Source organism: Bdellovibrio reynosensis, assembly GCF_022814725.1.
GTDB lineage: Bacteria > Bdellovibrionota > Bdellovibrionia > Bdellovibrionales > Bdellovibrionaceae > Bdellovibrio > Bdellovibrio reynosensis.
Window position 1 is genome coordinate 3,114,471 of the sequence record NZ_CP093442.1, and the last position, 26,340, is coordinate 3,140,810.

Genomic DNA, 26,340 nt, shown 5'->3' on the forward strand with positions numbered 1-26,340 from the left:
GGACTTTCAGCTCACTGGTCTGTTTGTTAACATAGTGTTCAAGAGGGAAAAAAAATGGCGAAAAATGCGGCGTTGTTGAAGAAGTACAAGGAAGAACCTCGTAAAGTTGCTGCTAACCAAAAAGATGAATTGATCCGCGAATACGCGCCGCTAATTAAATTTATCGCGCAAAAGATTGCAGTCCGCCTTCCTTCTAATATCGAATTAGACGATTTGATCTCTGCAGGCGTTATCGGTTTGATGGATGCTATCGAAAAATATGATTCATCCCGTGATAATAAATTTAAAACTTACGCTGAATTCCGTATCCGTGGAGCAATCCTTGATGAATTACGTGCGCAAGATTGGGTGCCGCGTTCAATCCGTGATAAAGCCAAACTTCTTGATAAAACAATGGTGCAATTAGAAGCCGATCTGGGCCGTGCACCAACGGATGAAGAAGTTGCTAAAGCATTGAATATCAATATTGATGAGTTCCATGACCTTGTGAACCAAGTTCGCCCTGTAAGTCTTTTACCCATCGATCAGGCGACAACGTTCAGTAACACTGACAAGAAATCCATCATGGATATCTTGGAAGGTTCTAGAACAAACAGCCCCTTCAATCAATTAAACGTAAAAAACATCAAAGAAGTCGTAGCTCAAGCCATTGAAGAATTGCCTGAAAGACAACGCTTGGTGCTTTCTCTTTATTACTATGAAGATTTGAACTTAAAAGAAATCGGTCAAGTTCTTCGTGTGACTGAATCCCGCGTTTCTCAGTTGCATGCCCAAGCAGTCACTCGTTTGCGCGCTAAGCTCGCTGCCACCATCGGTGCAGGAGAGCTTGAAATCGCTTAACCAAAATTAAGTCACATATCTATCGCATTGTTAAAGGGGACCTTATGGCCCCCTTTTTTCGTTGTTTTGAGATTTGATTCTCGGATCCAAGACGGGACAGCGTACTCAGCTCGAATATACTGCTTTTTAAGCCCCCATTATTTGGCAACGGAATTGCTACTAAGTATCTCCGTAATTGAACCTTAACGGAGTAACCCATGAAACCGACTTATTATTTGCTTCTTTCAATCCCTCTTCTTTTATCGCTATCTGCATGTTCACAAGGGCAAGGCGAATGGAGCAAGAAAGCTCGTATCGCTAGGTCAGCGACAACGAAAAAGAAGACGGACGGGGTTGCTAAAAAAGGATCTGAGCAGCAAAAAGTGGGGAGTACACTAGAAGTTGTTCCGATGTATGGAGTGTCACTGCCAGAAGATATTGTAAATCCTGAGGGTCATTTATTAATTCCTGCAGCTTCTTTCAAAGGAGGGCAGCTTGTTTCAAACAATTCATTTTTCTTTGTTTCTAATGGCTTAAAGGTTGAGTTGGAAGGTGTAGTCCATAAATCAGAACAAAACTGTGAACGAATTGATGATATGGAAAGTATCAAAAGGGATTTGGAATACAAAAAACTATACCTTCAATCCTTGGTTTCTGCGTCGGGAAAGTCTCTGGAAGACTTACATAAAGAAAAGGAATTCAAGGACTATATTTGCGCGCAATTAAAAAGTGAGACTGACAGTAAAGGTCTTCGTCGCCAAGAAATTGCTGCCCTTGAAAAGAAGGGAGACGAAGATCTTGTTAAAATGAAAAATGACTTAAGTACGTGCCTTGCTGAAAAAGAGGCAGCAGCCTGTGAAGTACAGACAAAGGAAAAGTTAATCGCGGCTCGCAAAGAAGAGAATGAAAAACTGACAAATGAGAAAGTAGAGTTGTCACGGGAACTTATGAATCTTAGATTTAGGTCCCACGAAGTTTGTCAGGATGCCATCAAATTACAAGATACTTTGAAGCGCGCGGATGAACTCGCGAAAGTTATCACACAGTTAAGCGAGGTTGATAAGAATATTTCTGATTTGAATGCTCAAGAAGGTGGAACTGTCACTTTAGCAATATCAAATGTTATGGCTGCACAAACGGCGCATCTTCAAGCGGCCAATCCGAAATTAAATCCCCAACCGGTTCATATCGATGCTTATGGCTTGTCCCTTATTTCCTTGGATGACAAAGCAAGTAAGCAGAATTCATTGGTTTTGGGCGCATCTATTGCGGGTCAGAATTTTAAAACAGCGGATCTTTCTAAGATCGATACAAAATATTTTTCTGGAAGCAATAAAGCACACATCGAATTGCGTCTGTCTAGATTGGGAATGTGTGTAAAGAATCTATCGACTAAAATAGATGCGCACTATTCCACATTCAATTATGCTTCTGGGAAAGCGGTCTTCACTAGAAAAAATATAATTGCAAACTTCGCGTCCAAATTGAACGCAGGTGAGATCACCTCGAAAGCTATCAATGATCTTTATAAGGATATTAAAAACGAAGAAAACGTTAAGTTCGATGTGGATGAGACTATTAAAGATGTCACCATCGCTGCGAAAATGAAACAAACAATGAAACTGGAATTATTTAAGCATTTCTTAGTTCAATGGACTGATTTTAACTCTGAAAAAAGCAAAACTAGGTTTGAAGCCGATGAGAACGATCTTAAGAAGTTAGCGATGGATTTAAATGACCGAGTTATAGGCCATAAGATGAAGTCGATTGATGCCATCGTAGTAAGCTTGGGATCTGCAACTCAAGAGGACTATCTTAACTCTGAAGTTAGGTTTGATTTCAAAGTCGATAAGAAGGATGCAAGAAAAGCAACGTCGTTCATTCCTTTAAGAAAATAGATTTAAAATTCTAAAAATGATCATCGCAAAAGAGAGTCGTTAGGATTCTCTTTTTATTTTTCAAACCAATTTAGTATCCTTAGTGTGCGCAGTGCGTATTGCGCCGAATTTGTTAACCAAAATAGGGTGAACAAAAAGAAACACACAGGGGGAGGTCCCAAGTTTATAGGGGCACTTTCATTAAGGAGTATTATTATGCCACTTAAGGTAGGGCTCTTAGGTTTTGGGAGGACTGGTTCTGTTGTTGCTAAGGAAATTTCTAAGGACCCGGGATTGTCTTTAGAATGGGTTTGCAGAAAGACTGTCGATGATAGCCAACCTTTTGCTAGCCATCTTCTTGGGTATCACGAAGACTTTGCTCCGTTTATTACCATTGAAAATATTGATGAAGAATTTCTTAGGCGATCCCCCGTTGATCTTATTATCGACTTTTCCTCTAACTGCACCAGTGTTGCTTACGAGAAATTAGCGCGAACAGGTGTTCGTATTGTTAGTGCGATTTCAAATTATGAACCCCATGAATTGGAGCTACTGAGCAAAGCAGCGCAAAATACAGCGGTACTTTATTCGCCCAACATCACGTTGGGAATTAACTGGCTGATGATGGCATCTAAGATGTTAAAAAGAATCATTCCCCATGCCGACATCGAAGTGGTGGAAGAGCATTTCAGAGCTAAAAAAGATATTTCCGGAACGGCATTGAAATTAGCAAAGCACTTGGACCTAAACGCTAAAGAACACGTGAATTCAATTCGCGTCGGGGGAATCGTAGGAAAGCACGAAGTGATCTTCGGCTTACCAAATCAAACCATTCGCTTGGTTCACGAAAGTATCAATCGCGCCGCTTTCGGCACAGGGGCCATCTTTGCCGCTAAATGGTTAAAGGATAAAAAGTCAGGCCTTTATTCGATGGAAAATGTTTTACAAGAAACCTTTTTGAAAGAACTGAATACTTAAAATGGGAAAACGCCTCAGGCCAGGGGGATAGATAACTAGGTAAGTGTAGTCGCAAACAGTGTGAAAGAAAAACGCGGAAGCCAAAGGCGCTCTGTCTAAAAGATCTGAAAGTGAAAAATCAAAGCCAGTTCTCCTATGTCAAAATCGCAGAAACTATTCCTTATAAAGTCGATATTTTTATAACCAGAGGATGGAGATAATTAGTAGGGGCAAATTGAGGTGATCTTAAAAGAATGAATATAGAAGTTCTTAGATAAGAATGAGAATGAATTGAAGATGAAAAAATGAAGACTGATTTAATGCAGAGACGAACTGTATTGTTGTGAGGTTGAGGCTTGTAATGCTGAAGAGTATGAACGGAGCTGAAAAAAAAGGCCTATTAAGCCGCTTTGCTTTCTTTGTAAGATCTTTTGATTTGCTTCTTAAGCTGAGTGAACAAACTCTCTTCAATCTTATCAAGTAGGATCGAAATTCTTTTTCTGTGCAATCCCAGCTTCAACCGTACTGGATCACTTGCCACAGTGACAGCCGTGGTGACGATCATCAAAAGCGCACCGATAATAACCGTCGCGATGAAGATGTCTTTGCCAGTAGGTTGGGGCGGAAAAAGATTATAGAAAGCTGAGCCCGCTTTTTTACCAAAGATGAATTTAGTAGAAGCATCATCATGGGCCCATTTTCTGGCCATCTGATCGCCCATCGCAGAAACACTTAAGTTCTGTTTGCCAAAGAAATACCAACCAGTCCCAAGGGTGATGAAACTTCCCAATAAATCACTGATCGTATTCTGATTCGCACAATATTTTTCGACTTCCTTATTTAAGGCTAAATTAATATGCCTATTTGAAAGAGAAATCTCGTTTTTTTCAAGCAAAGGCCCAAGGACTTTATGATCCTGAATCTTTTTAAAAAGTTCAGAATCGCGTTCGCTGTATTTGCCACCAAAACCTAAAAACTCAGTCTGAATCTGCTTTTCAATATGGCGTTGGTAAGCCGTTTTAATCCCCGATGGCAGGACTTCAAAGAAAGGCACTAAAGCCGTCCAGCCGACTTGCTCTAAAGTCTCTACGATCTTCTTGATCGTTAAATAGGGGATAGACCAGAGCGAATTAAGGGGGTTGAGTAATAGATCCAAGGCCAGGACCTTTTTTTGAACATCAAGCGTGGCCTGCATAGAGTACTGATTAGAAATAAAGGAATCAATACAGGCGCGTTTTTCTTCAACGTATTCAGAAATACATTCTTCCAAAGCACCGAGGATAAGAGCAGATCTTTCAGGCACAAAAAAACTCCATTTAATGCTCTATGTTCTCAAAAAGAGGACAGAAATTAAATGGAGTCTTAAACTTCCAGACTTTTATGAAGTAGCGAATCTGAATCTTAGTCAGAATCCCCTTGGTTCGTCGGTGGAGCGCGAAGGGCCAAAGCCGCTAGGACTTCAGTTTTAAGCAAGAATGCCACTTCACGGACGTCAGCGTGAACAGCGCAGATTTCTTCCTTACGATCTGTCATAGTCGAAGCTTTGCAAAGCGTCGGATCTACGGCTTCGATTTGCGAATATAAGCTACCAGCCGCTTGAGCTTTGATTACAGAAACAATCGCAGTATCTAAAGCTGCAACCATTTTATCCGCAACATCTTGGCGTCCAGATTGGATTAACAAGTCGTCAATACCGAAAGCTGGATCTTTAGTATAGCTACCAGTGAAAAGCGCTTTAAAAGCTTTTAACTGAGCTTCAGCAGAAGCCAAAGAAAGACCTGAATAGATATGCTCAACATCTTTCGCACACTTTTCATCATAGCAAGTGGCATGACGGCCAGTTGGTTTACCAAGCTTTACATCTTTAAGCTTTTCAATGTTAGACATCGCATCTGTTAAAGCGTTGATAGCTTCTTTATGAGTTTTATAGCGAGAACCATCGATGATGTTTTTAGTGAAGTTGCCTTTAGCCACGCTCCACTTGTTGTTTAGCTCTGCCGCTTTACCTTCAAGGTCCTTTGTCAAAGTCAAAGCCCATTGGCAACGATCTAACCTCTTTTGTTCAGCAGAACGAGCGTTCCAAATTTCCATTTCTTTGTGTGCGCGCAAGTTGCACGTGCTTTTCATGGATGTTTCAAACAAAAGGTATTCAATCGCACCGATGCCACGAGTGTTGTACGGAAGTGTTTCGCTGCTAATAGCAGAGTTGGCATTTTCAAAAACCTTTTTATCAACACCACAAGTGTTCAATAAAGGCCAAGAGTAGATAACAACATTCAACGCTGAAGTATTGTCAGTCAAAGGGCCCATCGGTGCTGCTTCAACTTCATGAAAGGCAAGAGCTACACGTTCCCAGTCTTTTTTAGCTTGAGCTTCCAAACGATCTGTCGGAAGGCCGGAAGGCAAAGCTTCGCAATACTCACGCACAGAATTTTTTAAAGAAGGAACAGCATTTGCGAATTTTTCAACTGCGCGAGCCATCACGTTGGTGCCAATATTGATCAGCATTTTTTGTTCAGTGAAAACACCTTCATTAGGTTTTTGGAAATCACCTGGAAGAGTTTGTTCGTTATTAGACTGAGTGCCGTCAGTTCCTTTTTTAGGGTTTTTGATTTGATTGTTTTCAAAGAAATCAGCACATGCGCCAGTGAGTAGGAAGGTCGCAGCTAGGCACACTTTTACGAGATTTTTAGCAGTCATAAAATCCTCACTTTTGATGAGGCAGTTGTGCCTTAAAATGACGGTTGTTACAAGTTTTCATAGCGCCCTTGGCAAAATTGAAAACGCAATGAGGATTTCTTTAGAGTATGTTAAAATCCACCGAAAGGTAAGTATGACTGATTCTTGGACACGTCTGCAAAAATTACTCTTTCAATTCGATGAGCCGACCTCAAGGCTTTATCATGTGAATGTCCTTTCCAGTCTTATTTTCATTCTTATAGTGATCTGGCTTGTAGGCAGACAGAAGAATGTTTCCCTAAGCCATTTGTTTAAAAAATGGGTTCTTCGCCGCAGATACTGGTGGAATCGCTCGACCAAGCAGGATTACCTGATTTACCTGATTAATGCGGGTTTAAAGAGCTTGTTGTTAGTACCTCTATTTGAATTCAGCTTTCAAATCTCTCAATTCGTCATTCGCCTTTTAGCCCCTCTAAATAACGGCGATGTTATGAATACTCCGACTTCAAGTGGGCTTATTCTGCTTTTCACCTTAGGTGTTTTTGCCTGGGATGATTTCCTGAGGTTTTTCCATCACTGGCTGATGCATAAATTCCCGTTCCTATGGGAGTTTCATAAATTTCATCACAGCGCTCGGGTTTTAACGCCAGTGACTTTATATCGCACTCATCCGGTGGAATCAGCTATGGCCATTCTTCGTAACAGCTTAAGCCTGGGAGTAAGTATCGGCCTTTTCATTTTTATTTTCGGTTCCAGTTTTTCAGTCTGGACACTATTAGGGATTAACGGCTTCGGATTTATATTCAATCTTGTAGGGGCGAACCTGCGCCACAGTCATATTCCTTTAAGCTTTGGTCCGCTAGAGTGGCTTTTAATCAGTCCGATTCAGCATCAAGTGCATCACTCAAAGAACCAAGAGCATTACGATAAAAACTTCGGCGTCAGCTTAGCGGTGTGGGATGCCTTATTCGGCACCTTGGTTTTTTCAAAGAGTGTTGGAAAATTAAAATTCGGAATCAACGAACGTTATCGAAGCGCATTGTGGCGGCATTATCTAGAGCCATTCGCGACGGCATTTAAAAAGAACAAATAAAATAGGGAAGCTTGAAGCTTCCCTTTTCTTTTTCATAATCTAAAGAAGATTAGAAAGTGTGTTTAAGACCTACAAGCAACGAACGTGCTTTGCCAGGGCGAGCCCCGAACGGTCTTAAGGACACCAAGTACTCATGATCCAATATATTATCAATACGAGCGTAAACAGAGCCTTGAGGTTGATACTGATACTTCATCGTCCAGTCCATCACACCGTAAGCGGGGATTTCTTGGCGATTTGTTTCAACCGATTGATCATACATTTTCCCAGTCCAAGAAAGAATAAATTCCTGAGAATACTTTTTGTACTGAGTTCCTACACCTAAACTGTATTGAGCTTCAGGAACATAAGGTAACGGATCCCCAGAGTGAATATCACCCACGCCCCATTCAGGGTTTGTAGTGTAAGAGTCAGCCGCAAATTCAGCCTTAGTCACAGTGACATTGAAGTTCACTGGGATATAAACATTTTTGTACATGAATCCTTTAGCAAAACGAGTTTCCAAACCACGGATCATCGCTTTACCGCCATCAAACTCTTGATCTAAGGTGTTCCCAGTGCAACCTGAAGAAAATGAACAAGTCCCTTTGATATTCTGATAATCAGCTACAAAGGCAATACCTTCAGCAAAGAACTCTTGGTCCGGATTAGAGTAACGAACTCCAGTTTCGTAGTTCATACTTTCTTCTGGTTTTTCACTTAAAGTTTGCCCAGGGCCTACGATCGTCACGCCACGGTTTACACCCAGAAGGGCTGACCACTTGTCATTGATTTGATAAAGCGCGCCTGCACCCGGTACAAACACGTTTTCAGTGCCATTTGATGATTCTGCCGTCAAATCGTCTTCAGATGCGTAGGTCACATTTTCAAAACGACCAGAAACCGTAAACTTCCAAGCTTGCCATATCATCTCGTCTGTTGCCGAAACGCTAACCGCTTGAGTGTTATCTTTATTGATCGCAGTTTTGCGACGAGCATCAGCCGTGCGAACCATATTCCCCGAAGTCATTGAGAAAATATCTTCAGAGTGATTGCGGCGGATTTGATCTTCGTGCAAACGAAGACCCAAGCTTAGTTGGTGAGTCCAATCATTCACAGTGTAGTAAGAAAACGATCCTAGCTGCAGACCTTGGCTATAGAAGTAGCGATCATTGTTTGTAACAACGATATCAGCGCCCGCGCCGACACTTGCTGAATCGGCGTTACCAGACAATACGTCATAATAAAGCTGATTTGCGCCTTGATCAGGATTTCTTAATACAGAATTCACATCAACTGTTGTGTCTCTAAAGTTATTAAAGCGCGACCAGTTACGATGGAATTTATGGTGATACCCAGTAGCCCAAATGCCTAAGTTTTCTTGCAACTGAGACTTATAGGTCAATTGATACTGTTCATGCTGCCAGTCCATCAAATCATTTTCAGAAGCAGCGTAACGGCGGTATGGCGAACTAAAAAAATCGTCTTGAGTTAAACCCAAATACGATTCGTCAGAAAGCTCAGTGCCGTAGCCTACTTTCCATTCAATGGATTGTTTGCGGTCACTTGTTAAGCGCTGTTCACCCTTAACAAGGAAATCGTTTTTATCAAAACCTGTGTTCTTACCATTATCTAATTTTTTAAAGCCATCAGTTTGCAAATGGGCGCCTTCAAAAAGAATGGCCCCTTGATCCCAAACGCGACCCAAATTAGCGCGATATTTTTGCGTATTATAAGTTCCACCGGCGAAATCCAACTCTGTGCGGTTTTCCTTAGGAAGACTGCGAGTGATGTAGTTGATAGCGCCACCGATGGAGTTTGGTCCGTAAGGAACTGAAGCAACACCTTTAAACACTTCCATCGACTCTACTTTACTCATGAATGGAGTGTAATAAGCCGCCGGAGCCGAGTAGGGTGCAGGACCAATCAGAATACCATCTTCAAGAATAACAATTTTGCGACTGCGATGAGGATGGGTGCCGCGCAAACCTATATTAGGACGAAGACCGAAGCCATCTTCCTCTTGCACGTAAACACCAGGAACCTGCTTTAACACGCGATTCACGTCGCTTTGTTGCTGCTGTTCGATCTTTTGTTTATCAATGAAATGAGCAGAATTCGGCTGCAGAAGTTCTTCTTCAGAACTGCCGATGATTTTAACAGGGCCCAGCTCAGACATTTTTGCTGAGACCTCAGAAACGCCTTCGGCCTGAGAATTCAGGCCGAAGAACACACACAAAACTATAAGGACAAAATTAATCATGATTATTTGTAATCAAGTTCCTTGATGATGCGTTCAGCAGCAGGAACTTGCTCCCCAACGATTGACCAGTTAGCAGCGTCAACTTTGAAAGTACCCCAGTTAGCAATAAGAGTGTTTGCAGTCAAACCTACAGCCGCAGGATATTCCATGTGTTGGCTAGATAGGTGAAGTTGCGCAGAGTCAGTCAACATCAAAGCGATGAATTCCTGAGCTAGAGCAGCTTTTTGAGAGTGTTTTACAACGCCTACGCCAGTACCGTTAGTGTGTACACCTGTTGAATCTTGGTTCACAAAAAGAGGTTTTACTGGGAAGTTAGGGTTCGCAGCTACTGCTTGGCCCAAATAGTATGTATTCGCAATACCGATGTCGCATACGCCAGTCGCGATAGCTTGCATCATCAAAGTGTCGTTTTTGAAAACGTCAGTTGCTAGGTTAGAAAGGATGCCAGCAAAGATGTCTTTAGCAGCCGTTTCACCTTTGTTAACAACTAGGTTAGCAATCAATGCTACGTTGTAAGTACCACCTGAAGTTCTCAAGCAGATACGACCAGCAAATTTAGAATCAGCCAAGTCTTCGTAAGATTTGATATCCGAAACGTCTACGCGAGAAGCATCGTAAACAAGAGTACGAGCTCTGTATGATACAGCAACCCAGTTGTCATTGTGATCTTTCATTGCAGGAAGAACGCGAGCTTTTACAGAAGCGTTAGTCAATGGTTGGAAAAGATCTTTTTTAACAGCTTTGTCTAAAAGAACTAAGTCTTTGATGTAGATAAGGTCTGCAGTTGGAGCTGTACCTTCAGCAACCAATTGAGTTTCCATGTCAGCGTAAGCTTTTTCAACTACGATAACGTCTACGCCTTTTTCTTTTTTGAATTGTTCAACAAGAGGTTGAAGACGAACCGCTGGACGGTCAGTAAGAATTGTCAAAGTTTCTGCGTTAGCAACAGCAGATACAGACACAAGCAATGCTACAACGAGCTTTTTCATGAGATCTCCTTTTTTGATGGGCCAGGAGATAACTAAATTTACTCGGGACCACAAGACTTACGGCGCTTCTTTTTTTAAATGAGAAAGCAATGAAGATGAAAGCTTATTGAGAACCCAATAAATCTAAAATACCGCATTTAAATTAATAACTTAGGGGTCCCGAGCATTAATTACTTGGCAGTTAATGATGGCAAAATTTACCCAGGGTACTTCGCCCGCAACTCGCGAAGTGCCGTCATAAATGGAGTCATTCCTGGAAAAGGAGAGATCTTTCCTAAGCGTTTTCCCTGATAAAAAAAGATGAAAGTAGGAATTCCGTGTAAGCCAAATCGAGTCGCAAGATCGAAATCTTCATAGGTGTTTACATGAAACCACTTAAGTCCCAACGACTTCACATCCGAGGAATCCTGGTGAATCATTTTCTTAGCGACTTCACAGTTAGGGCAGTCGTGTCCCCAGAAGAAAACTCCCACCAACTCGTTTGCATGTTGTTCTAATTTACTGTCGAAAGTGTCGGGGCGAAGCTGTTCCATTTCTAGATCAGCGAAGATGGGATGGCTCATACGTCCTCATCCATCTTGGCTTTGATTTTCTTCATCAAGCGAGCTTCCATCTGACGAACGGCTTCGCGGGTGATGCCGTATTTTTCGCCAATCTCTTGTAAAGTTAATGGATCATCATTCAGGATTCTTTCATCAAGAATGATTTTTTCACGCTCTGATAAATCAGGCCGAATTTCTTCAATCTTCTTACGCAAAATATCCAGTTGCTCTTCGCGAGCTAAGGCTTCATCCAAAGGTTGATCTGAAGTGTTGCGCTGAAGATCGCCTAGGCTAGCCCCAGAGCCATCATCTAAAGGGCGATCCAAGCTGACGTCTCTGCCAGACATACGCATTGCCATGTCGCGAACTTCGTCTTCAGGAATTCCCAAGCGGCTACTAATAAGAGCGGCATTCGGTTCAATCCCCATCGCATCCAAAGCTTCTTTTTCTCTTTGCAGTTGATAGAAAAGCTTACGCTGATTTTGGGTCGTACCAATTCTTACCATAGAGTATTGGCGCATCAGATATTCTTGAATATAACCTTTAATCCACCAAACAGCGTAAGTGATCAGACGAGCACCTTTATAAGGATTAAACTCGCGCACGGCGTGCATTAAGCCGACGTTGCCCTCTTGAATAAGATCAATCATCTTTGCGCCAAATTTAGAATACTCCGCTGCGACTTTAACTACGAAGCGAAGATTTGCTTTTACTAAAGCTTCTGCAGCAGCAGGGTCTTTGGATTCAAAATATTTTTTAGCAATGGCCATTTCCTCTTCACGGGAAAGGACTTTATAACGGCGAATTTCATTAAGGTACATCACCAGCGGATCGGCAGAGGTGATGGCTTTTGTAGCTTCTTGCGGAAGAAGGTTCTTGCTGTCTTCTAGGGTCTCATCTGCAGTGAATTCAGAATCTTGAGGGACCGCATAGGCTTTTTCGGTTTCGATCGAAGGATGCAAATCGTCCTGGGTTTCGTTGGGATCAACGATCTCTGCGACGACTTTTTTGGTTTCTATAGTAGCTGATTTATTTTCAGACGTGGCTTTTTTCTTAGGCGTCGTTTTTTTAGCGACGCCTTTTGATTTTTCAGAAGACTCTTTAGCTTTAGTTTTTGCCATCTGGTCTACACTCCGACTTCGCCGGAGTAATCCTTGATTAAGTTACTGGTCAACTACGATAGGTATGACTACGACAAGTACTTAGCGAGTTTCCTTTGCAAAGTCTCTTGGACCTTACCTTTGAAGGGGGTCAACATCAACGGAAGATCCACTGTGACAGAAACTTTGCTTCCCGCACCAGCAGCAGAGACCGCCATATCCGCTTTAAATTGTGAGCCCTTTAAATTTGCGCTCTTAGAGCCATCATCAAAGGAGCACTGAAGTTTTGGGTCAAAGCGTCGAATGTCCTGATCCTTTTCCAAGAATTCCTTAATTTTTTGATAGGCTTCGTCAACATTGCTTGAGGTTTGGTGATCGATAGTAAATTTCGGCATTGTTTACCTTCATTTAGCCTTCGTGGCCTTTAGTGGTTTCTGACTTCGTCCCTAAACGCGCTTTAATGGCAGTTATTTAAGACGACAGTTTCCATCATAAAATTATAAATCTTTGTGGTTCCAAAATGGAAGTGAATACCGACGTATACAGACGAGTTATGGGGGATATAAAAATATGGCTTTTGACTGTGTTGGCACATTATGTAAATCTGTCGTTCACGAACAAGGTAGATTTATGAAGTTTGTTAAAGAACTAAAAAGAACACATTATTGCGGAAATCTTGGGCAAAGCCAAGTCGGCCAAAAGGTCGTCATCATGGGTTGGGTCGACGTGCGTCGCGACCACGGAAGCCTTGTATTTATTGATCTAAGAGATCGTGAAGGCATCGTTCAAGTTGTTTTGGATCCAAATAAGACTGAAACAGCCGCTGCAAAAAATCTACGTGGCGAATTCGTCATTGCCGTAGAAGGTGTGGTTCGTGCTCGTCCAGACGGAATGAAGAACGCAAAAATTAAAACAGGCGAAATAGAAATCGAAGCCGTTCGCTGCGAGATCTTAAATGAATCCGCAGTACCGCCATTCCGTGGCGATGATGAAAACGTGAATGAAGTATTGCGTTTGAAACATCGGTACTTGGATCTTCGTTCACCAAGATTGACTCATCACTTGATGACTCGTCATAAAGTAGCGCAACTGGTTCGTCGTTTCCTATCTGAAAATGGTTTCATCGAAGTTGAAACGCCGATCTTGTATAAATCGACTCCTGAAGGTGCTCGTGACTATCTAGTTCCTTCACGTGTGAATCCTGGTCACTTCTACGCTCTTCCACAATCTCCACAAACTTTAAAACAGTTGTTGATGATTTCTGGTTACGATCGTTATTTCCAAATCGCTCGTTGCTTCCGTGACGAAGACTTGCGTGCGGACCGTCAGCCTGAATTCTCTCAGATCGATATGGAAATGTCTTTCATCGATCAAGAAGACATCATGGCGATGAATGAAAAACTTCTGCGTACGATCTGGAAGGAAATCAAAGGCATTGATGTTGGCGAAATTCCTCGCATGACTTATCAAGAAGCCATGGACCGTTATGGTATTGATAAACCTGACACTCGTTTCGGTTTAGAAATCCATGACCTTAAAGATGTAGTGACGGGTTCTGGTTTTAAAGTTTTTGACGACGTTCTTGCCCGTGGCGGAATCGTGCGTGGTATTGCTATTCCTAAAGGCGGCAGTTCTTCACGTGGTCAGTTGGATAAACTGACTGACATGGCAAAACGCGCTGGCGCTAAAGGCATGGTGTGGATTAAGTCTGAAGCGGATGGTTCATTAACTTCAGTCGCTTCTAAATTCTTCACTCCAGAAAAATTAGCAGAAATCTTTAAAGCAACAGGCGCCCAAGCTGGCGACATGGCTTTGATCATCGCTGATGACTACGACACAGCTTGTGCGGCTTTATCAACTTTACGTTTGCACTTCGGTCGCGAACTGAACTTGATCGATTCAAGCAAATACAAATTCCTGTGGGTCGTAGACTTCCCATTGCTAGAGTACTCTCCAGATGAAAAGCGCTGGGTGGCTCGTCACCATCCGTTCACATCTCCAAAAGATGAATTCGCTCAAGACCTATTAAGCAACAACGAAGCAGCCTACGGTAAAATGTTGGCAAAAGCTTACGACCTTGTTTGTAACGGTTACGAAATGGGTGGCGGAAGTATCCGTATTTATCGTAACGAAATCCAACAAGCGATGTTCCGCTTATTGGGTATGAGCGATGAAGAAACTCAACACAAGTTCGGCTTCTTCCTGGATGCTTTGAAATACGGAACACCTCCGCACGGTGGTATCGCTTGGGGTATGGACCGCTTGGTTATGCTTCTTTGTGAAACCGATGCGATTCGTGAAGTTATCGCCTTCCCGAAAACGGCTAAAGCGACTGATCTTATGGCAGATTGTCCAAGTGAAGTAAGTCGTGATCAATTGGCTGAAGTGGGTGTGCGCCTAAGTCCGCTAGCTGAAAAGCACATTGAAGATTTGAAGAAATCTTAATCTTGGGGCTCTACCAAAATAGAGCCTTCCGCAGTTTGCAATTTTATTTGACCCACTTCTTGAGGAACTAAATCAGAAGTGGGTTTTTGTTTTAAGTTGTTAGTAATTTTTCCTGATATGGATTGCAGATCCAGCTCATAAAGAACTTCTTCTGGCAGTTGCAAATGAAGATGTCCGTTGCGTGATTCCACAGTGATTTTCTTCTTGAATGACTCAGGAATGAAAACTTCTGCCACAAGTTGAGCATCCGATTCCTGCGTGTGTTCTTCTCCGTTCACAGTGATCTGAATCCACTGGCTTGCTAATGGCTCGCGCAGTTCTACATGCAAAAGATTTTTTTCTGGAGTCTGCAAAATGAAGGGACCATTTTCAAAGCGGGGAACTTTCCCTTTCAGGCTGAGTTTTAAAGTACTGCCTGCATAGGTTTTGATTTGCACGTCTGTGCTGCGAGAAGAAATGATAATTTCATCCATTCCTTGCAAAAAGAATTCGCCATTTTCTTCATAGGCTTGTCCCTGCAGGAACTTTTGCGTAACGGTGTTAAAGGCGTTAAAGACTGAATCGGGATTATTAAATACATATCCCATGATCAAAATAAGTGATCCTGCTAAAACTAAGAAAAGAGCAGCCAGTGCTAGCAACAGCTTCTTCAACATGCTTTATATTTAACACATTGAAAATTAAAGTGAAACGTAATTGAATAAGGTAAAGAGGTGTTCATCCATGCAGCGAATTTTACCTGAAACTACATTAGAACAAAAAATGATGTGCATGGGTGCCATTTTTATCGAGGAAAACCAAGTCCTTGATGAAGTGTTTCAAGTTGTCGGGTCTGATCTTGTCGAGGGCAATGAACTGGCCCCAGATATTCGCGAACAGATCATAAATGAAATAGGGGAATACTTTTTCCGCTTAGATATGAACTATGGGCCCGAGATTAAAATTGATTGCATCGGCATCTTAGAAGAATTCTGGAAGGTGATGGATAAAACATCTGCTTTAAAGAATTTAGAAGATATCCGCACCCAAGGCCATCGCACGAAGTTCAATGTGCTTCGTTCCTCACTGCCAAGCGAGGGGAACATCGATGCGATGTCCATGGAGCGATTCAAACAAATCTTTTCCTTCGATCTAGAAGACCAACAAGATATGCAGATGAGCGACGAGGATTTTTTAAAACTCGGGCAGTGGGTGCAACGAACACACAAATATCTTAAAGAGGCGGGGATTCTTGCCTGGGATGCTGCTCGTTACATTCAGCTAGTTCGCCTTTCATTTGTTGCTGGCTATCTTACCGACAACGAAGCTTGGGCCGAGATTTTAAAACTCGCTCCGATCACGGAAACTAGTTTCAATTCGTGGATGGAATTTTCCCAAAGCTTTTTAATCGGTCGAACTTTCTGGTCGGGCGGGGATGATCCTGAAGTTAAGGGCATCTGCGAACGTCTTTTAGGCCACCCTGCAAGCCCTTGGCAGTTCTTTACCTGGACCTAGCTCCTGATTTCCACATTCTGTCTCAAGTTGTGACGTCTAATTCCGATACATCTGTGTAGATAGCCAGGATGGCTTTCTAAAAACACACACGGAGGTGTGGTATGGATAAAATCAGCGGAATTATTCCAGCAAGTGCCCGTACAAGAACGGCTGACACTTCAAATTCGCAACCAGCGCGTCCCGGTGCTCCTGCTTTGGGAAGACCGATGGGCAAAAACTCTTTAGGGGATCGTGTGATCCTTAGTAAAAAACTTGAAGAGATGAGAGCTGCAGGCGTAGCCCTTGATCAACCTCAACAAGAACCAGCAGCAGCATATACAAACCCTGCTGAGGCTAAGAAGTTGAAGGTGATTCAAGATTTGAATTCTAAATTTTTCAACAATCCAAAATCAGTAGCTAGAGAAGGCGATCAGACGAAGTCTGAGGAAGCTTTAGGTAAAACGACCGATAACGAAAGCCTTTTCGTCGTTGAACCAGAAATGCGTCCACAAGCTGCATTAGCTCCAGTTGTGGCAGACGCCAAAGAAAATAAATAAGGCACCCGTCTTGACAGCTCCCGTTTCGAATACACCTTCTAAACGGGAGGCTTCATGGAACCCATAGGCCGGTCTTATTCTGTGATTCGTGCCACTTGGCTCACTCGTAAGCCCCATCCTCGTGCGTGGTTTATCGCCACGTGGTCTGTTATCTTTTTAATCATCTGCAGTATTCTTTTTTGGCAAAATTATTTTTTCGCATCCCAATGGATGACATCCTCCAAGCAAGAGGTTTTTTATAATGGTCAGCTTTGGCGACTGTGGACATCTTTATTTGCTCATGCGGATCTTGCGCATTTAGCTTCAAACTCTCTGTTATTTTTTATTTTCGGATATTTTCTTTCAGGCTATTTTGGCCTTTTTGTTTTTCCGTTTCTGGCGATTCTGCTGGGTGGTCTGACTAATGCGCTGACGGTTGCGACCTATGCCCCGGATATGAAGTTGATCGGAATTTCTGGAGTCGTTTATTGGATGGGCGGCATGTGGCTGGTGCTGTATCTTTTATTAGATATTCAGCGTACTGTCTTGCAAAGAGCCTTGCGCAGTATCGGTGTTGCCCTTGCCGTGTTTTTTCCATCCACAGCCTTTGATCCGCAGATAAGTTATAAGGCGCACTTCATCGGCTTTTTTCTAGGTATTGTAAGTGCAATCATTTATCACCGATTAAATGCGGCGAAATTCAAAGCAGCGGTTCGTACAGAATTGGTCATTGAGCCCGAAGAAGAAACTAGAACTCACTAGAGCTCTTCAGGCTCAAGCAAAAATCCATGTTCTTCTAAAGAGCACAAACGATAAGCCCCTTTGAAAGTTCTTTCCCCGGAAGGTAGCTTTCCCGTCACTATAATATAATCAATGGAAAGCTGAATGAGTCGGCGAATAGCCGTTAAACTCCATTGCGGGGCGCCCATTTGAATTAGCATTTCTAGCCTAATCAAGGCTTGCCCTGCGTCTTGCGCATGTAAGGTCCCGAAACTTCCGGCATGACCTGTGGCCATGGCCATTAAAAAGTCTTTGGCTTCAGCGCCTCTGATTTCACCCATAATGATTCTATCGGGGCGAAGGCGAAGAGCTTTTTTAACTAAATGATTTTGATCGATATTAGGTAAAATCCCGTGGGGATCGTCGCGGGTTAAAAGTTTCATACTGGCCGAATTAGGCAAAACTATTTCAGAAGTGTCTTCTAAAACCACAGCCCGTTCATTTTCGGGCAAGAGCTTTAAAAATGAATTCAGCACTGAAGTTTTACCGGCGCCCGTAGGGCCAATTACTAAAAAGTTCTTACGATTTTCAATAAGGCTTTTAAAAAAATCAACGGATGAAGAACTGCACCAACCTTTGGCATTCAGTTTTTCAAAGTTCCATGGATTCTTAGGATGACGACGAAGTGAAAGGTGGACATCGCAATGGGTTAGATCTTCACCAATAAGGCTCAGGCGAAAGTTTTTAAAGTTCCCATCTGCACTAGGGTGTTCCTTGGTAATATGCACCTGGGCATGCTGACAAAGGCGCTCGATAAAATTTCGATAACTAAGGTCTGAAAAGAAGAAATCGCCGTGGGGTTGCAAGCGCCCCTGCTTTTCTAACCAAATAGAACCAGGTCCATTGATGATGATTTCGGTAATGCTTTCATCATCAATTAAATCTTCTAGGGGGCCCCAAGAGTAATACTCTGCTAAAATTCTTTTTTGGCTGACGGGGTCTGTGTCGGCTGTGCGCTGGCGAAAGATGTGATCAACTTTTTGCGAACGTAAATTGTTCTGTTCATCAGGGGTCAGCAAAAATTCATTATAGGGGATTTTTTGAATATCTTCTTGAATCAATGAATAAAGTTCGGCCGCTGTTTGATTCATATTATGTCCCTTGTCGAAGATGTTCTGCCTGCGGCATCGTTTGTTCTTGTTCGCCTAAAATAGTAGGTCGTACAAAGATAACTAATTCAGTGCGATTTTCGCGAAAGTCCTTACTTGAAAACAACGCGCCGATAATGGGAAGGCGAGATAAAAGTGGCAAGCCTTCAGAAGCTTTACCATCTTCGCTTTTAATAAGTCCTGATAAGGCAATCGTCTGCGGTTTAGTTAAGTCAAAGTGACTAGAAACTCGGTTGGTAAGAATTCCCGGGATGTCATCAACCTGCATGGATTTATCCAAAGTACTGACTTCAGTTTCAATGGAAAGACTGATTCTGCCAGCGGCATCTGCTTTTGGTTTTACTCTTAATAAAATTCCGTAACGCTTCCAAACAACGTCTTGAGCTTTAAAGTTCAGAATTTTGATTGGAAATTCGCCGCCAGCAAGAAACTCAGCTTCTTTGCCACTGCGACATAAAATATTGGGACTAGCTAAAATTTTTGCCTGACCTTGATTTTCTAAAGCGTTTAGACTGAACGGCAAGTCTGATACTTCCTTAGACCCATCAGAAAGAATAGTGGCCGTATAGCTTTGTGGCCATTTAAGACCGTACTTGACGCTAAGATCCCGGCGGATTTCTGCCACAGTGATTTGAACTTTGACGGTGGGTTCAACTTGCAGGCTTGATTCATCTTTAATGATAGCAATCCCGTAAGGCGATAAAAGCTTTTGATATTTCTTAACCAACAAGTCAGCAGCACTGATGCGAACTTCAAGCTGAGGTTCAAAAATCAATGTTTGTGGCGGCAGTTTGGCTGTACTTAAAAGTTCTTGAAAATGATTTTGCACTTCGTTTTGCAGTTCTGCTGACATGCGCGCACGCATCTGAAAACCCAGGTTTCTATCTTCGGCAAACTGAGACAGTTTTATCCAATCTTTTAATCGATAAAGCTGGCCACGGACTAAAAGATCCCCTTCAGAAATTTCTGTATTAAGACCAATGATATTACCCAACATGTCTTGAAGTTCTTTAAGCGAAGCTTTTTTTACCGGATGAACGACATGGACATAGTAAATGTCTGATCCTACTTTGACGGTGGTTTTGCCTTCTTTATTCCCTTTCACGGAAAGATTTCCGGCACCGCCGTCGGCTTGCAGAATGTCGCGATCTTGAATCCATACCGATGAGGATCCTTTTAAAGGAAGTTTGTAAGATTCCCCTAAGCTTAACACCAAAGTTTTTTGAGCGAAGGCCGGGGAGTAAAGGAAAATAAAAATAAGAAAGAACTTCTTCATGAAAAGGTCATGAAGCAAGTTCAAGGTTCCGTTTTAAATCTTTTAATCCTGAAGGTTTCGCCGCAGGCCGGACACTATGCCAAAGGTAATTCGAAAAATACCATGACCCCTTGATCTGTATTTTTGAATTGCAGATTTGAATTATGGGATTTCAAAATGGATTGGCAAATTGTCAGACCAAGACCTGTTCCTGACGAGTGATGCATGACATCTTCATCGATGTAAAAGGGCTTCGTTATTTTATCAATAACCGAAGTCGGAAGTTGCGGCCCGCGATTATGAACTAAAAAGCGCAGGTTGTTTCCGTTGCGCAGACTTTCAATGTGGATCTCAGAGCTTTCATTTCCGAACTTAGCGGCATTGTGAATCAATCGTGACATCACTTGTTTGATCAAACGCACATCGGCTTTTACGTTCAATGGTTCAAGCTTACTAATAAGCTTTTGATGCTTTTTCGCTAGCATGTCCGTTAGGTCTTTACTAAGTCCTTCATCAAACTGAGTGAAAGCCACTTGCTGTTGATCGATTTTTAATTGATTCGTTTCAGCCCGCACAATAAGCAAAACATCTTCAACAAGGTTTTTCAATCGTTCCGCACTTTTGGTGATTCGATTCACCATTAAGCGGTCATCGTCTGCTAAGTTTGATTCAGACAGCAGTGATGAAAAACTTAAAATCGAAGTCAGTGGTGTTTTTAACTCATGATTTATCAGAATCATAAAATTTGATTTAGCGACATCCAGACTTTTTAGTTCATCTAAAGCTTTTGCTAGCTCTTGGTTTTTAACCTTTAGTTCTTGGCCCACGGCGAATCTTTCAACTGCATGGTCAACGGTGTTGCTAAGGTCCGTCGGGTCCCAGGGCTTCGTCAGATAACGAAATATCTGTCCTTTATTTACAGCTGTGATTACAGATTCAAGATCGGTGTAACCAGTTAGTAAAATTCGAACTGTATCGGGATGAGACGAAACAGTTTTCTCTAAAAACTCTACGCCCGTCATTTCTGGCATTCGTTGATCCGTAATAATAAGAGCAAGAGGCCCTGGATTTTTGGCTAGAACCTCTAGCGCTTCTTTTCCGGAAGTGGCCTTTAGTACGGAATATTTTTTTCGAAATAGTCGCTCGAGTGCATCGACGTTGTCTATTTCATCATCCACGCAAAGAATTGTGTGCTTACTCATAAATGGTAGTGTAGGATTTGAAAAAGTGCAGTGCAAAGGAATTTGCACGGGCCCTGAAGCAGTCATGGAAGATGGCAGAGGGGATTTTTGTGAACAGTGCTAGTTTACAGGATCATAGTCCTGGGGCTTAAGTCTAGTTTCACATTCTTTCCACAGTTTTGACCAGAAATGAGTCAAGTCCGCGTAATCTCCTGACGATCAGTGAAACGATAATAGTGTTTTTTATCCTTTTCAGGAGATCGAGTATGAAATTTTCGATGCGCATTGCAACTCTTACCACGTTGGTGACGAGCTTTGCATTGAATGCTCAGGCGAACTGGGGAACTGGTATGTGGGGCGGTATGCAATCTTGCCCATATGGTTACTCAGCAGCAGCTGGCTCTTCTAGTTATCTAGATGAAATGAAAGAGATCCAGGCAAACATTCGTGAAATGGAAACTGAGCTGCGTGAAAAGAAATCCGATAGAAGGAAGCTTGAGAGAGATAATGATCGCGCTAAGCGTGACATTGAGAAAACGCTGAGTAGCGAGCATGCTGCGTTCGTAACTAATCATATCGAAAATACCATTCCATGCAGTGATTATAAGTTCACAGACACTGAAGAATCACAAGTATCTGCTTCTGAAGGTGGCAAAAATGCTGGTACAAAGGAAATGGTAGAAATTACTGCTTTCGATAGTAGTGCTTGGAAGGCACTTTGTGGTAGAAAGCCCGGGACTGTTTCCACTTCCGTTTGTTCTGTAACTCACTATATGAAAGAAAATTCAACTGGTACCACATCAAGAAGAAGTGTGGGTGGTGCAGCTAACTGTGCAAAAGGTATCACTGAATTTCAACGCGGTATTGCTGATGCAAAGGCACTTCAAGAAAGAATCATTGAATTAGAAACTAATATTAAAGTTGCAAAAGAAGATCTTCGTGATACGAAAAAAGACTACGCTTCAGAAATGCGCGAAAGACAGCGTGAAATGTCTGAAGGTGGCGTGTGTATCGAGTGTATGGCTTCAGGCTCTGGTTATTCTTATGAAAAACCAGAAACAAACTGGGGTTCTGTGATCGCAAACGTGGGACTTGGTCTTGCGGCGACTTACATGGGTCATAAAACAAATCAAATGACGGCTGAATACAATGCAAACATTGGTTGGCCGACGAATCCGTACCCAGCTTGGGGTTATGGCTTTCCGTTCATCGCAACGGGAATCTCTCAAGCTCTTGGTGGTGGTGCGGGAATTTACGGAGCTATGGGCGGCGGAATCGGCGCTGGTGGTTTCGGTTGCGCAGGTATGAACGGTGGCGCAATGGGTATGATGGGTCCATTCGGTGGCATGAACGGTGGTGGCATGTGGGGTAACCCATATGGCATGGCCGGCCTGGGTGGCGGTCTTGGTGGCGGAATGTATATGCCTGGTATGGGTCCTTGGGGCGCAGCTGGTCCGTGGGGAATGGGTGGACCATTCGGCGGCGGCATGGGTATGGCCATGGGTGGAGCTATCGGAATCGGTGGCGCTATGGGCATGCCGATGATGGGCGGTATGGGAATGCCTATGGGTGGCATGGGAATGCCAATGATGGGCGGCATGGGTATGCCGATGATGGGCGGAATGGGAATGCCAATGGGTGGCGCACTTGGTGGCGTGATCGGTGGCGGTATGGGAATGCCTATGATGGGTGGCATGGGAATGCCAATGATGGGCGGCATGGGAATGCCGATGATGGGTGGAATGGGAATGCCAATGGGTGGCGCACTTGGTGGCGTGATCGGTGGCGGTATGGGAATGCCTATGATGGGTGGCATGGGAATGCCGATGATGGGCGGAATGGGAATGCCAATGATGGGCGGCATGGGAATGCCTATGGGCGGAGCTATCGGTGGAGCCATTGGTGGCGCACTCGGTGGCGGTATGCCGATGATGGGCGGTATGGGAATGCCTATGATGGGTGGCATGGGAATGCCAATGATGGGCGGAATGGGTATGGCTGCAATGGGCGGCATGGGAATGCCGATGATGGGTGGTATGGGTATGGCTGCTATGGGCGGTCAAATGTACCAACAAATGATGCAAATGCAGATGCAAGCCTATAACCAATACATCCAACAGCAACAGTCTTACATGCAACAACAAATGCAAAGACAACAAGTTGTCCAAAGCTTGCAACAAGAACTTTATGGTTTGATGTATAGAATCCAACAAGTTCAATATGGTGGTGGCGGAAACTATCTTGGCGGTTCATTAGGTGGCGGCGGCTTTATCGGTGGAACAATCGGTATTGGCGGATCCGTTGGTATCGGAACGGGCACTGGCACAGGAGTTATTACTCCGCTTCCAGGTTCTGGTTCAGGTACAATCAATACTACGACTCCAGCGACTTCACCTCGCTAATAAAAACAATTTAGTTAAATTTCCTAAGGCTCTCTGCTAAAACAGAGGGCCTTATGTTTTTAAAAATCCCGCGTCTTTACGATAGCCATACTCACTTCCTCGCCACCGGAGAATTTGCCGCTGGTTTGCATTTAGGAAGTCTTAAAAACGCAAACGACGTCTCATCACTTCAATTATCACCGAGCTATTTCCGCGGCGACTGGCTTGTGGGATTTGGTTGGAATGAAAAAGGTTGGAGCGAAGAACCTCACAAAAATATCTTAGATAAAGCGTTCCCAAATAACCCTGTGTTCTTTGCCCGCATGGATGGTCACCGTTCCTGGGTGAACTCTCGCGCTTTGGATATTTTAGGTGCGACGTCGCAAGACGGGATCTTAATTGAAAAAGATCACCTGCGCGCCTGGGAAATGCTGCCCTCTTTTTCAAAAGAACAAGATCGTCATCACATTCTTTCTGCCTGCCAGGTTTACAACAAAGCAGGTTTCACCCACGTGCGGGACATGACTTGTTCTGAGCATCTGTGGAATCTTTTAATCGAGATGGGTGAAAAGAAAGAAATCACTTTAGCAATCGAAGAAAACTGCACGACCCATGATTTAAATGATTTCGACAAAACATTGCAGTCCGCTATTCAAATGAAGAAAGCAGAAACCACTTTACTTCGTATGAAAGGGATCAAACTTTTCTATGATGGGTCTTTAGGTTCACAGACCGCCTTCCTGTCAAAGCCCTATAACGGGCTTCCTGATGGTACTCGGGGTATGACCCTGTGGGAACTGTCAGAGGTTGAAGAGGTCATTAAAAAAACTTGGACTGCTGGATTGGATTTTTCGGTTCACACAATTGGCGATGAAGCGGCCCACCAAATGGTGCAGCTGGTGCGCAAAGTATCGGCGCAAGGTTTTGTCGGAAGATTTAATTTAGAACATGCGCAGATGCTTCGCCCAGAAACAATCCAAATGATGAAGCCTTTGCACGTGCGCTGTCACATGCAGCCTTGCCATTGGCTTAGTGATAGGGTGTGGCTAAAACAGAAATTGGGGGACCTATACAAACACGTCTTCCCGTGGGAAGCACTTCGGTTAGCGCAAATTCCAATGTCATTTGGGTGTGACAGTCCCATTGAGCCCCCTTCCTTTTGGCGCAACAAACAAGCTTTGGAAGAAAGTCCTCAACACGGGATTCGTAAATTCACAGGAGATTTATCCCAGGTTCATTCCCATCCTGATACCAACTTCGCTGCTGATTCTTATTCTGTTTTTGCAGAAGGGGAATTAAAGGAAATCGTTTTTAACGGGCAGAAGTTATTTTAATGCCGGCGCATCGATAACAACGGTTTTATCTTTCATGGAATAAATAATTCCAGTCAGCACCGCAATCCCGGTGACATAAAGCAATGACTTCTTTGCAATTAGCGAACTGGATTTTTTATTTGCTAAAGATGTTTTTACTAAACAGTCTTTTGCGAAAAACACCGTGGAAGTTTCCATAATTTCAAAATCAAGATCCGTTGGAAGACTGTGCTGTTCACAGGATCCTTCTGCCAAAGATTCAAATACGAAATGCTGATTTAACAGCTGTGAAAAGGTGCCATAAAATCGAACGGCTTTATGGGAATTAGATAACAACGTCCACTGATAAGGATTGTTGGATCCCAGGACGAGGTTATCTTGGAAATCAAAAACTAAACCTTCAATGGCAATCTTTTCTATTTGCGGAAAACGCTTGTGCAGTAAGGACGCAGAAACAGTGTCATAAACACAAGGGTGTAAAGCCGGTCCTTCATTTAAGATTGAAATCGTCTTGCAGTAGATCCCCAAGATGTCTTTTTTAAGGTCAGCTTTGATTTTTTCGTTAAGTAATTTATCGCTAAGGTCACGGATAAAACGTAAGCTTATTAAAGTTAAGGGTCCTTGCGCTTGGATTTTTTTAATCTCTTCCACCACCAGTTTTGGTTCATGATGAAACAGTTCGCTTAACTGAAAAAGAGCTTCTTCTTGTGTGGGGTTTCTTTGAAGTTTGGCGTGATTGTAGTCGATAAATGAAATGAACTTTTTGTTTTCATTTAAAAATATTTGGTACTGCAATGGTGAACTGCCCAAGCTTTTGATTAAGACCTCTTGGGAAAAAGCCAAGCTTGGAAAAAATAGTAAAAGAAATATAAGAGCATTCATTTAAATTTTCCTTAGTTCTGATAGTCCACACGGATTTTAGATTTTGCAGAAACCGTCGCAGGCAAAAGGCTTCCTTTTTCATTGGGATTTTGGACGACAGCGATAAATGGTCCCTGATAGCTCAGTAATTTAGGCCCTTCGGAAGCTTTTATTAGAACCGCAAAAAGATCCGGATTCAGTGGTGCGCGCATTAATTTCACTTTTTCGGCGACCTTAAGGCCGCCTTTTTGTTTTTCAGTAGTGGCTAAATATAGATCGACCACGCCACCTTGATCCCCAATCAGCGATGAAAGCCCTTCGGCATTGGCGATATCTATAGTAATAAGTGCAAGTCCCTTAGGTATGTAAGTGTCAACGGACCGAGGTGTCGGCTGATTATGGAAGGTGGTTTCGACCTGATTTTCAGGAGTTTGGTTCGATGAAGCAATCCACGAAGCAATACCCATTACTATGAATGCAATCACTAATAGATTCTTTTTAACGAACTGAAAAAGTTTTTCGCCCATGGGATTTGTCCTTTGAAAGATTATATTTGTCTCTAGAGTGGGGAAGCGAAGACAGGCCGTTTAAGGCACCAAACATCACTATAGCGATGAAAAATAAAATAAAACACGCCTCTATGTAGATTTGTCCGTAGGGGTTCTTCATCGGGCCTCCATAATCGCTAGTTAGCAAACTCTAGCCCCC

At 42.9% G+C, this 26,340-nt stretch carries 23 protein-coding genes; 10 read left to right on the forward strand and 13 right to left on the reverse strand.

The genetic code is table 11. From position 1 onward, the window contains the following. Positions 1-54: 54 nt before the first annotated feature. From MNR06_RS14655 to MNR06_RS14665, 3 genes are all read left to right on the forward strand, one after another. Complete coding sequence (locus tag MNR06_RS14655) at positions 55-840, forward strand: FliA/WhiG family RNA polymerase sigma factor (RefSeq protein ID WP_243537136.1); 786 nt, start codon at positions 55-57, stop codon at positions 838-840. A 197-nt stretch (positions 841-1,037) separates the two neighbouring features. Further along, on the forward strand, positions 1,038-2,717 hold the full coding sequence (locus tag MNR06_RS14660) for a hypothetical protein (protein WP_243537137.1): 1,680 nt from the start codon (positions 1,038-1,040) through the stop codon (positions 2,715-2,717). A gap of 195 nt (positions 2,718-2,912) precedes the next feature. After that, complete coding sequence (locus tag MNR06_RS14665) at positions 2,913-3,674, forward strand: 4-hydroxy-tetrahydrodipicolinate reductase (RefSeq protein WP_243537138.1); 762 nt, start codon at positions 2,913-2,915, stop codon at positions 3,672-3,674. Positions 3,675-4,053: 379 nt separating this feature from the next. On the opposite strand, the gene MNR06_RS14670 is transcribed toward MNR06_RS14665, so the two are convergent. Both MNR06_RS14670 and MNR06_RS14675 read right to left on the reverse strand, forming a co-directional pair. Continuing rightward, complete coding sequence (locus MNR06_RS14670; protein ID WP_243537139.1) at positions 4,054-4,956, reverse strand: DUF6635 family protein; 903 nt, start codon at positions 4,954-4,956, stop codon at positions 4,054-4,056. Positions 4,957-5,054: 98 nt separating this feature from the next. After that, positions 5,055-6,353, reverse strand: a complete 1,299-nt coding sequence (locus MNR06_RS14675; RefSeq protein WP_243537140.1) for an imelysin family protein — start codon at positions 6,351-6,353, stop codon at positions 5,055-5,057. Positions 6,354-6,486: 133 nt separating this feature from the next. Here MNR06_RS14675 and MNR06_RS14680 point away from each other — a divergent pair, with 133 nt between their 5' ends. After that, positions 6,487-7,425 carry a sterol desaturase family protein gene (locus MNR06_RS14680; RefSeq protein WP_243537141.1) on the forward strand — a complete coding sequence of 313 codons (939 nt, stop codon included), beginning with the start codon at positions 6,487-6,489 and terminating at the stop codon, positions 7,423-7,425. 49 nt (positions 7,426-7,474) lie between these two features. Here the strand turns inward: MNR06_RS14680 and MNR06_RS14685 are convergent, their stop codons facing one another. From MNR06_RS14685 to MNR06_RS14705, 5 genes are all read right to left on the reverse strand, one after another. Further along, positions 7,475-9,667: a TonB-dependent receptor family protein gene (locus tag MNR06_RS14685; RefSeq protein ID WP_243537142.1), complete on the reverse strand. Its 2,193-nt coding sequence runs from the start codon at positions 9,665-9,667 to the stop codon at positions 7,475-7,477. A 2-nt stretch (positions 9,668-9,669) separates the two neighbouring features. Then, positions 9,670-10,656, reverse strand: a complete 987-nt coding sequence (locus tag MNR06_RS14690) for an extracellular solute-binding protein (protein WP_243537144.1) — start codon at positions 10,654-10,656, stop codon at positions 9,670-9,672. 197 nt (positions 10,657-10,853) lie between these two features. Beyond that, positions 10,854-11,219: a thioredoxin family protein gene (locus MNR06_RS14695; protein ID WP_243537146.1), complete on the reverse strand. Its 366-nt coding sequence runs from the start codon at positions 11,217-11,219 to the stop codon at positions 10,854-10,856. After that, a complete protein-coding gene (locus tag MNR06_RS14700) occupies positions 11,216-12,319 on the reverse strand; it encodes a sigma-70 family RNA polymerase sigma factor (RefSeq protein WP_243537147.1) in 1,104 nt (367 codons plus the stop codon). Before MNR06_RS14700 ends, MNR06_RS14695 begins: the two co-directional genes overlap by 4 nt. Positions 12,320-12,387: 68 nt before the next feature. Beyond that, on the reverse strand, positions 12,388-12,693 hold the full coding sequence (locus MNR06_RS14705) for a polyhydroxyalkanoic acid system family protein (RefSeq protein WP_243537149.1): 306 nt from the start codon (positions 12,691-12,693) through the stop codon (positions 12,388-12,390). 235 nt (positions 12,694-12,928) lie between these two features. On the opposite strand from MNR06_RS14705, the gene aspS reads away from it, so the two are divergent. Beyond that, entirely contained in the window at positions 12,929-14,743 is a 1,815-nt protein-coding gene (aspS, locus tag MNR06_RS14710; RefSeq protein WP_243537151.1) for an aspartate--tRNA ligase, read from the forward strand. Here aspS and MNR06_RS14715 read toward each other — a convergent pair. After that, positions 14,740-15,399 (reverse strand): DUF4097 family beta strand repeat-containing protein, encoded by a 660-nt coding sequence (locus MNR06_RS14715; protein ID WP_243537153.1) that lies wholly within the window; start codon positions 15,397-15,399, stop codon positions 14,740-14,742. The genes aspS and MNR06_RS14715 overlap by 4 nt on opposite strands. A 67-nt stretch (positions 15,400-15,466) precedes the next feature. Between MNR06_RS14715 and MNR06_RS14720 the strand changes: the two genes are divergently transcribed. The 3 genes from MNR06_RS14720 (at position 15,467) to MNR06_RS14730 (ending at position 17,514) form a co-directional block, all read left to right on the forward strand. Next, entirely contained in the window at positions 15,467-16,237 is a 771-nt protein-coding gene (locus tag MNR06_RS14720) for a DUF1266 domain-containing protein (protein ID WP_243537155.1), read from the forward strand. 101 nt (positions 16,238-16,338) lie between these two features. After that, on the forward strand, positions 16,339-16,773 hold the full coding sequence (locus tag MNR06_RS14725; RefSeq protein ID WP_243537157.1) for a hypothetical protein: 435 nt from the start codon (positions 16,339-16,341) through the stop codon (positions 16,771-16,773). Between the two features lie 54 nt (positions 16,774-16,827). Next, entirely contained in the window at positions 16,828-17,514 is a 687-nt protein-coding gene (locus MNR06_RS14730) for a rhomboid family intramembrane serine protease (RefSeq protein ID WP_243537159.1), read from the forward strand. On the opposite strand, the gene MNR06_RS14735 is transcribed toward MNR06_RS14730, so the two are convergent. The 3 genes from MNR06_RS14735 to MNR06_RS14745 form a co-directional block, all read right to left on the reverse strand. Further along, positions 17,511-18,623: a CpaF family protein gene (locus MNR06_RS14735; RefSeq protein WP_243537161.1), complete on the reverse strand. Its 1,113-nt coding sequence runs from the start codon at positions 18,621-18,623 to the stop codon at positions 17,511-17,513. The genes MNR06_RS14730 and MNR06_RS14735 overlap by 4 nt on opposite strands. A 1-nt stretch (position 18,624) precedes the next feature. Beyond that, complete coding sequence (locus MNR06_RS14740; protein WP_243537162.1) at positions 18,625-19,917, reverse strand: type II and III secretion system protein family protein; 1,293 nt, start codon at positions 19,915-19,917, stop codon at positions 18,625-18,627. A 74-nt stretch (positions 19,918-19,991) separates the two neighbouring features. Beyond that, complete coding sequence (locus MNR06_RS14745) at positions 19,992-21,098, reverse strand: hybrid sensor histidine kinase/response regulator (RefSeq protein ID WP_243537164.1); 1,107 nt, start codon at positions 21,096-21,098, stop codon at positions 19,992-19,994. 245 nt (positions 21,099-21,343) lie between these two features. Between MNR06_RS14745 and MNR06_RS14750 the strand changes: the two genes are divergently transcribed. Next, entirely contained in the window at positions 21,344-23,479 is a 2,136-nt protein-coding gene (locus MNR06_RS14750; RefSeq protein ID WP_243537165.1) for a hypothetical protein, read from the forward strand. 53 nt (positions 23,480-23,532) lie between these two features. Continuing rightward, a complete protein-coding gene (locus MNR06_RS14755; RefSeq protein ID WP_243537167.1) occupies positions 23,533-24,792 on the forward strand; it encodes an amidohydrolase in 1,260 nt (419 codons plus the stop codon). Here MNR06_RS14755 and MNR06_RS14760 read toward each other — a convergent pair. Further along, positions 24,784-25,653 carry a hypothetical protein gene (locus tag MNR06_RS14760; RefSeq protein WP_243537168.1) on the reverse strand — a complete coding sequence of 290 codons (870 nt, stop codon included), beginning with the start codon at positions 25,651-25,653 and terminating at the stop codon, positions 24,784-24,786. The two genes, MNR06_RS14755 and MNR06_RS14760, sit on opposite strands and share 9 nt — an antisense overlap. Before the next feature lie 11 nt (positions 25,654-25,664). After that, complete coding sequence (locus MNR06_RS14765; protein WP_243537169.1) at positions 25,665-26,159, reverse strand: hypothetical protein; 495 nt, start codon at positions 26,157-26,159, stop codon at positions 25,665-25,667. Positions 26,160-26,340: the final 181 nt, after the last annotated feature.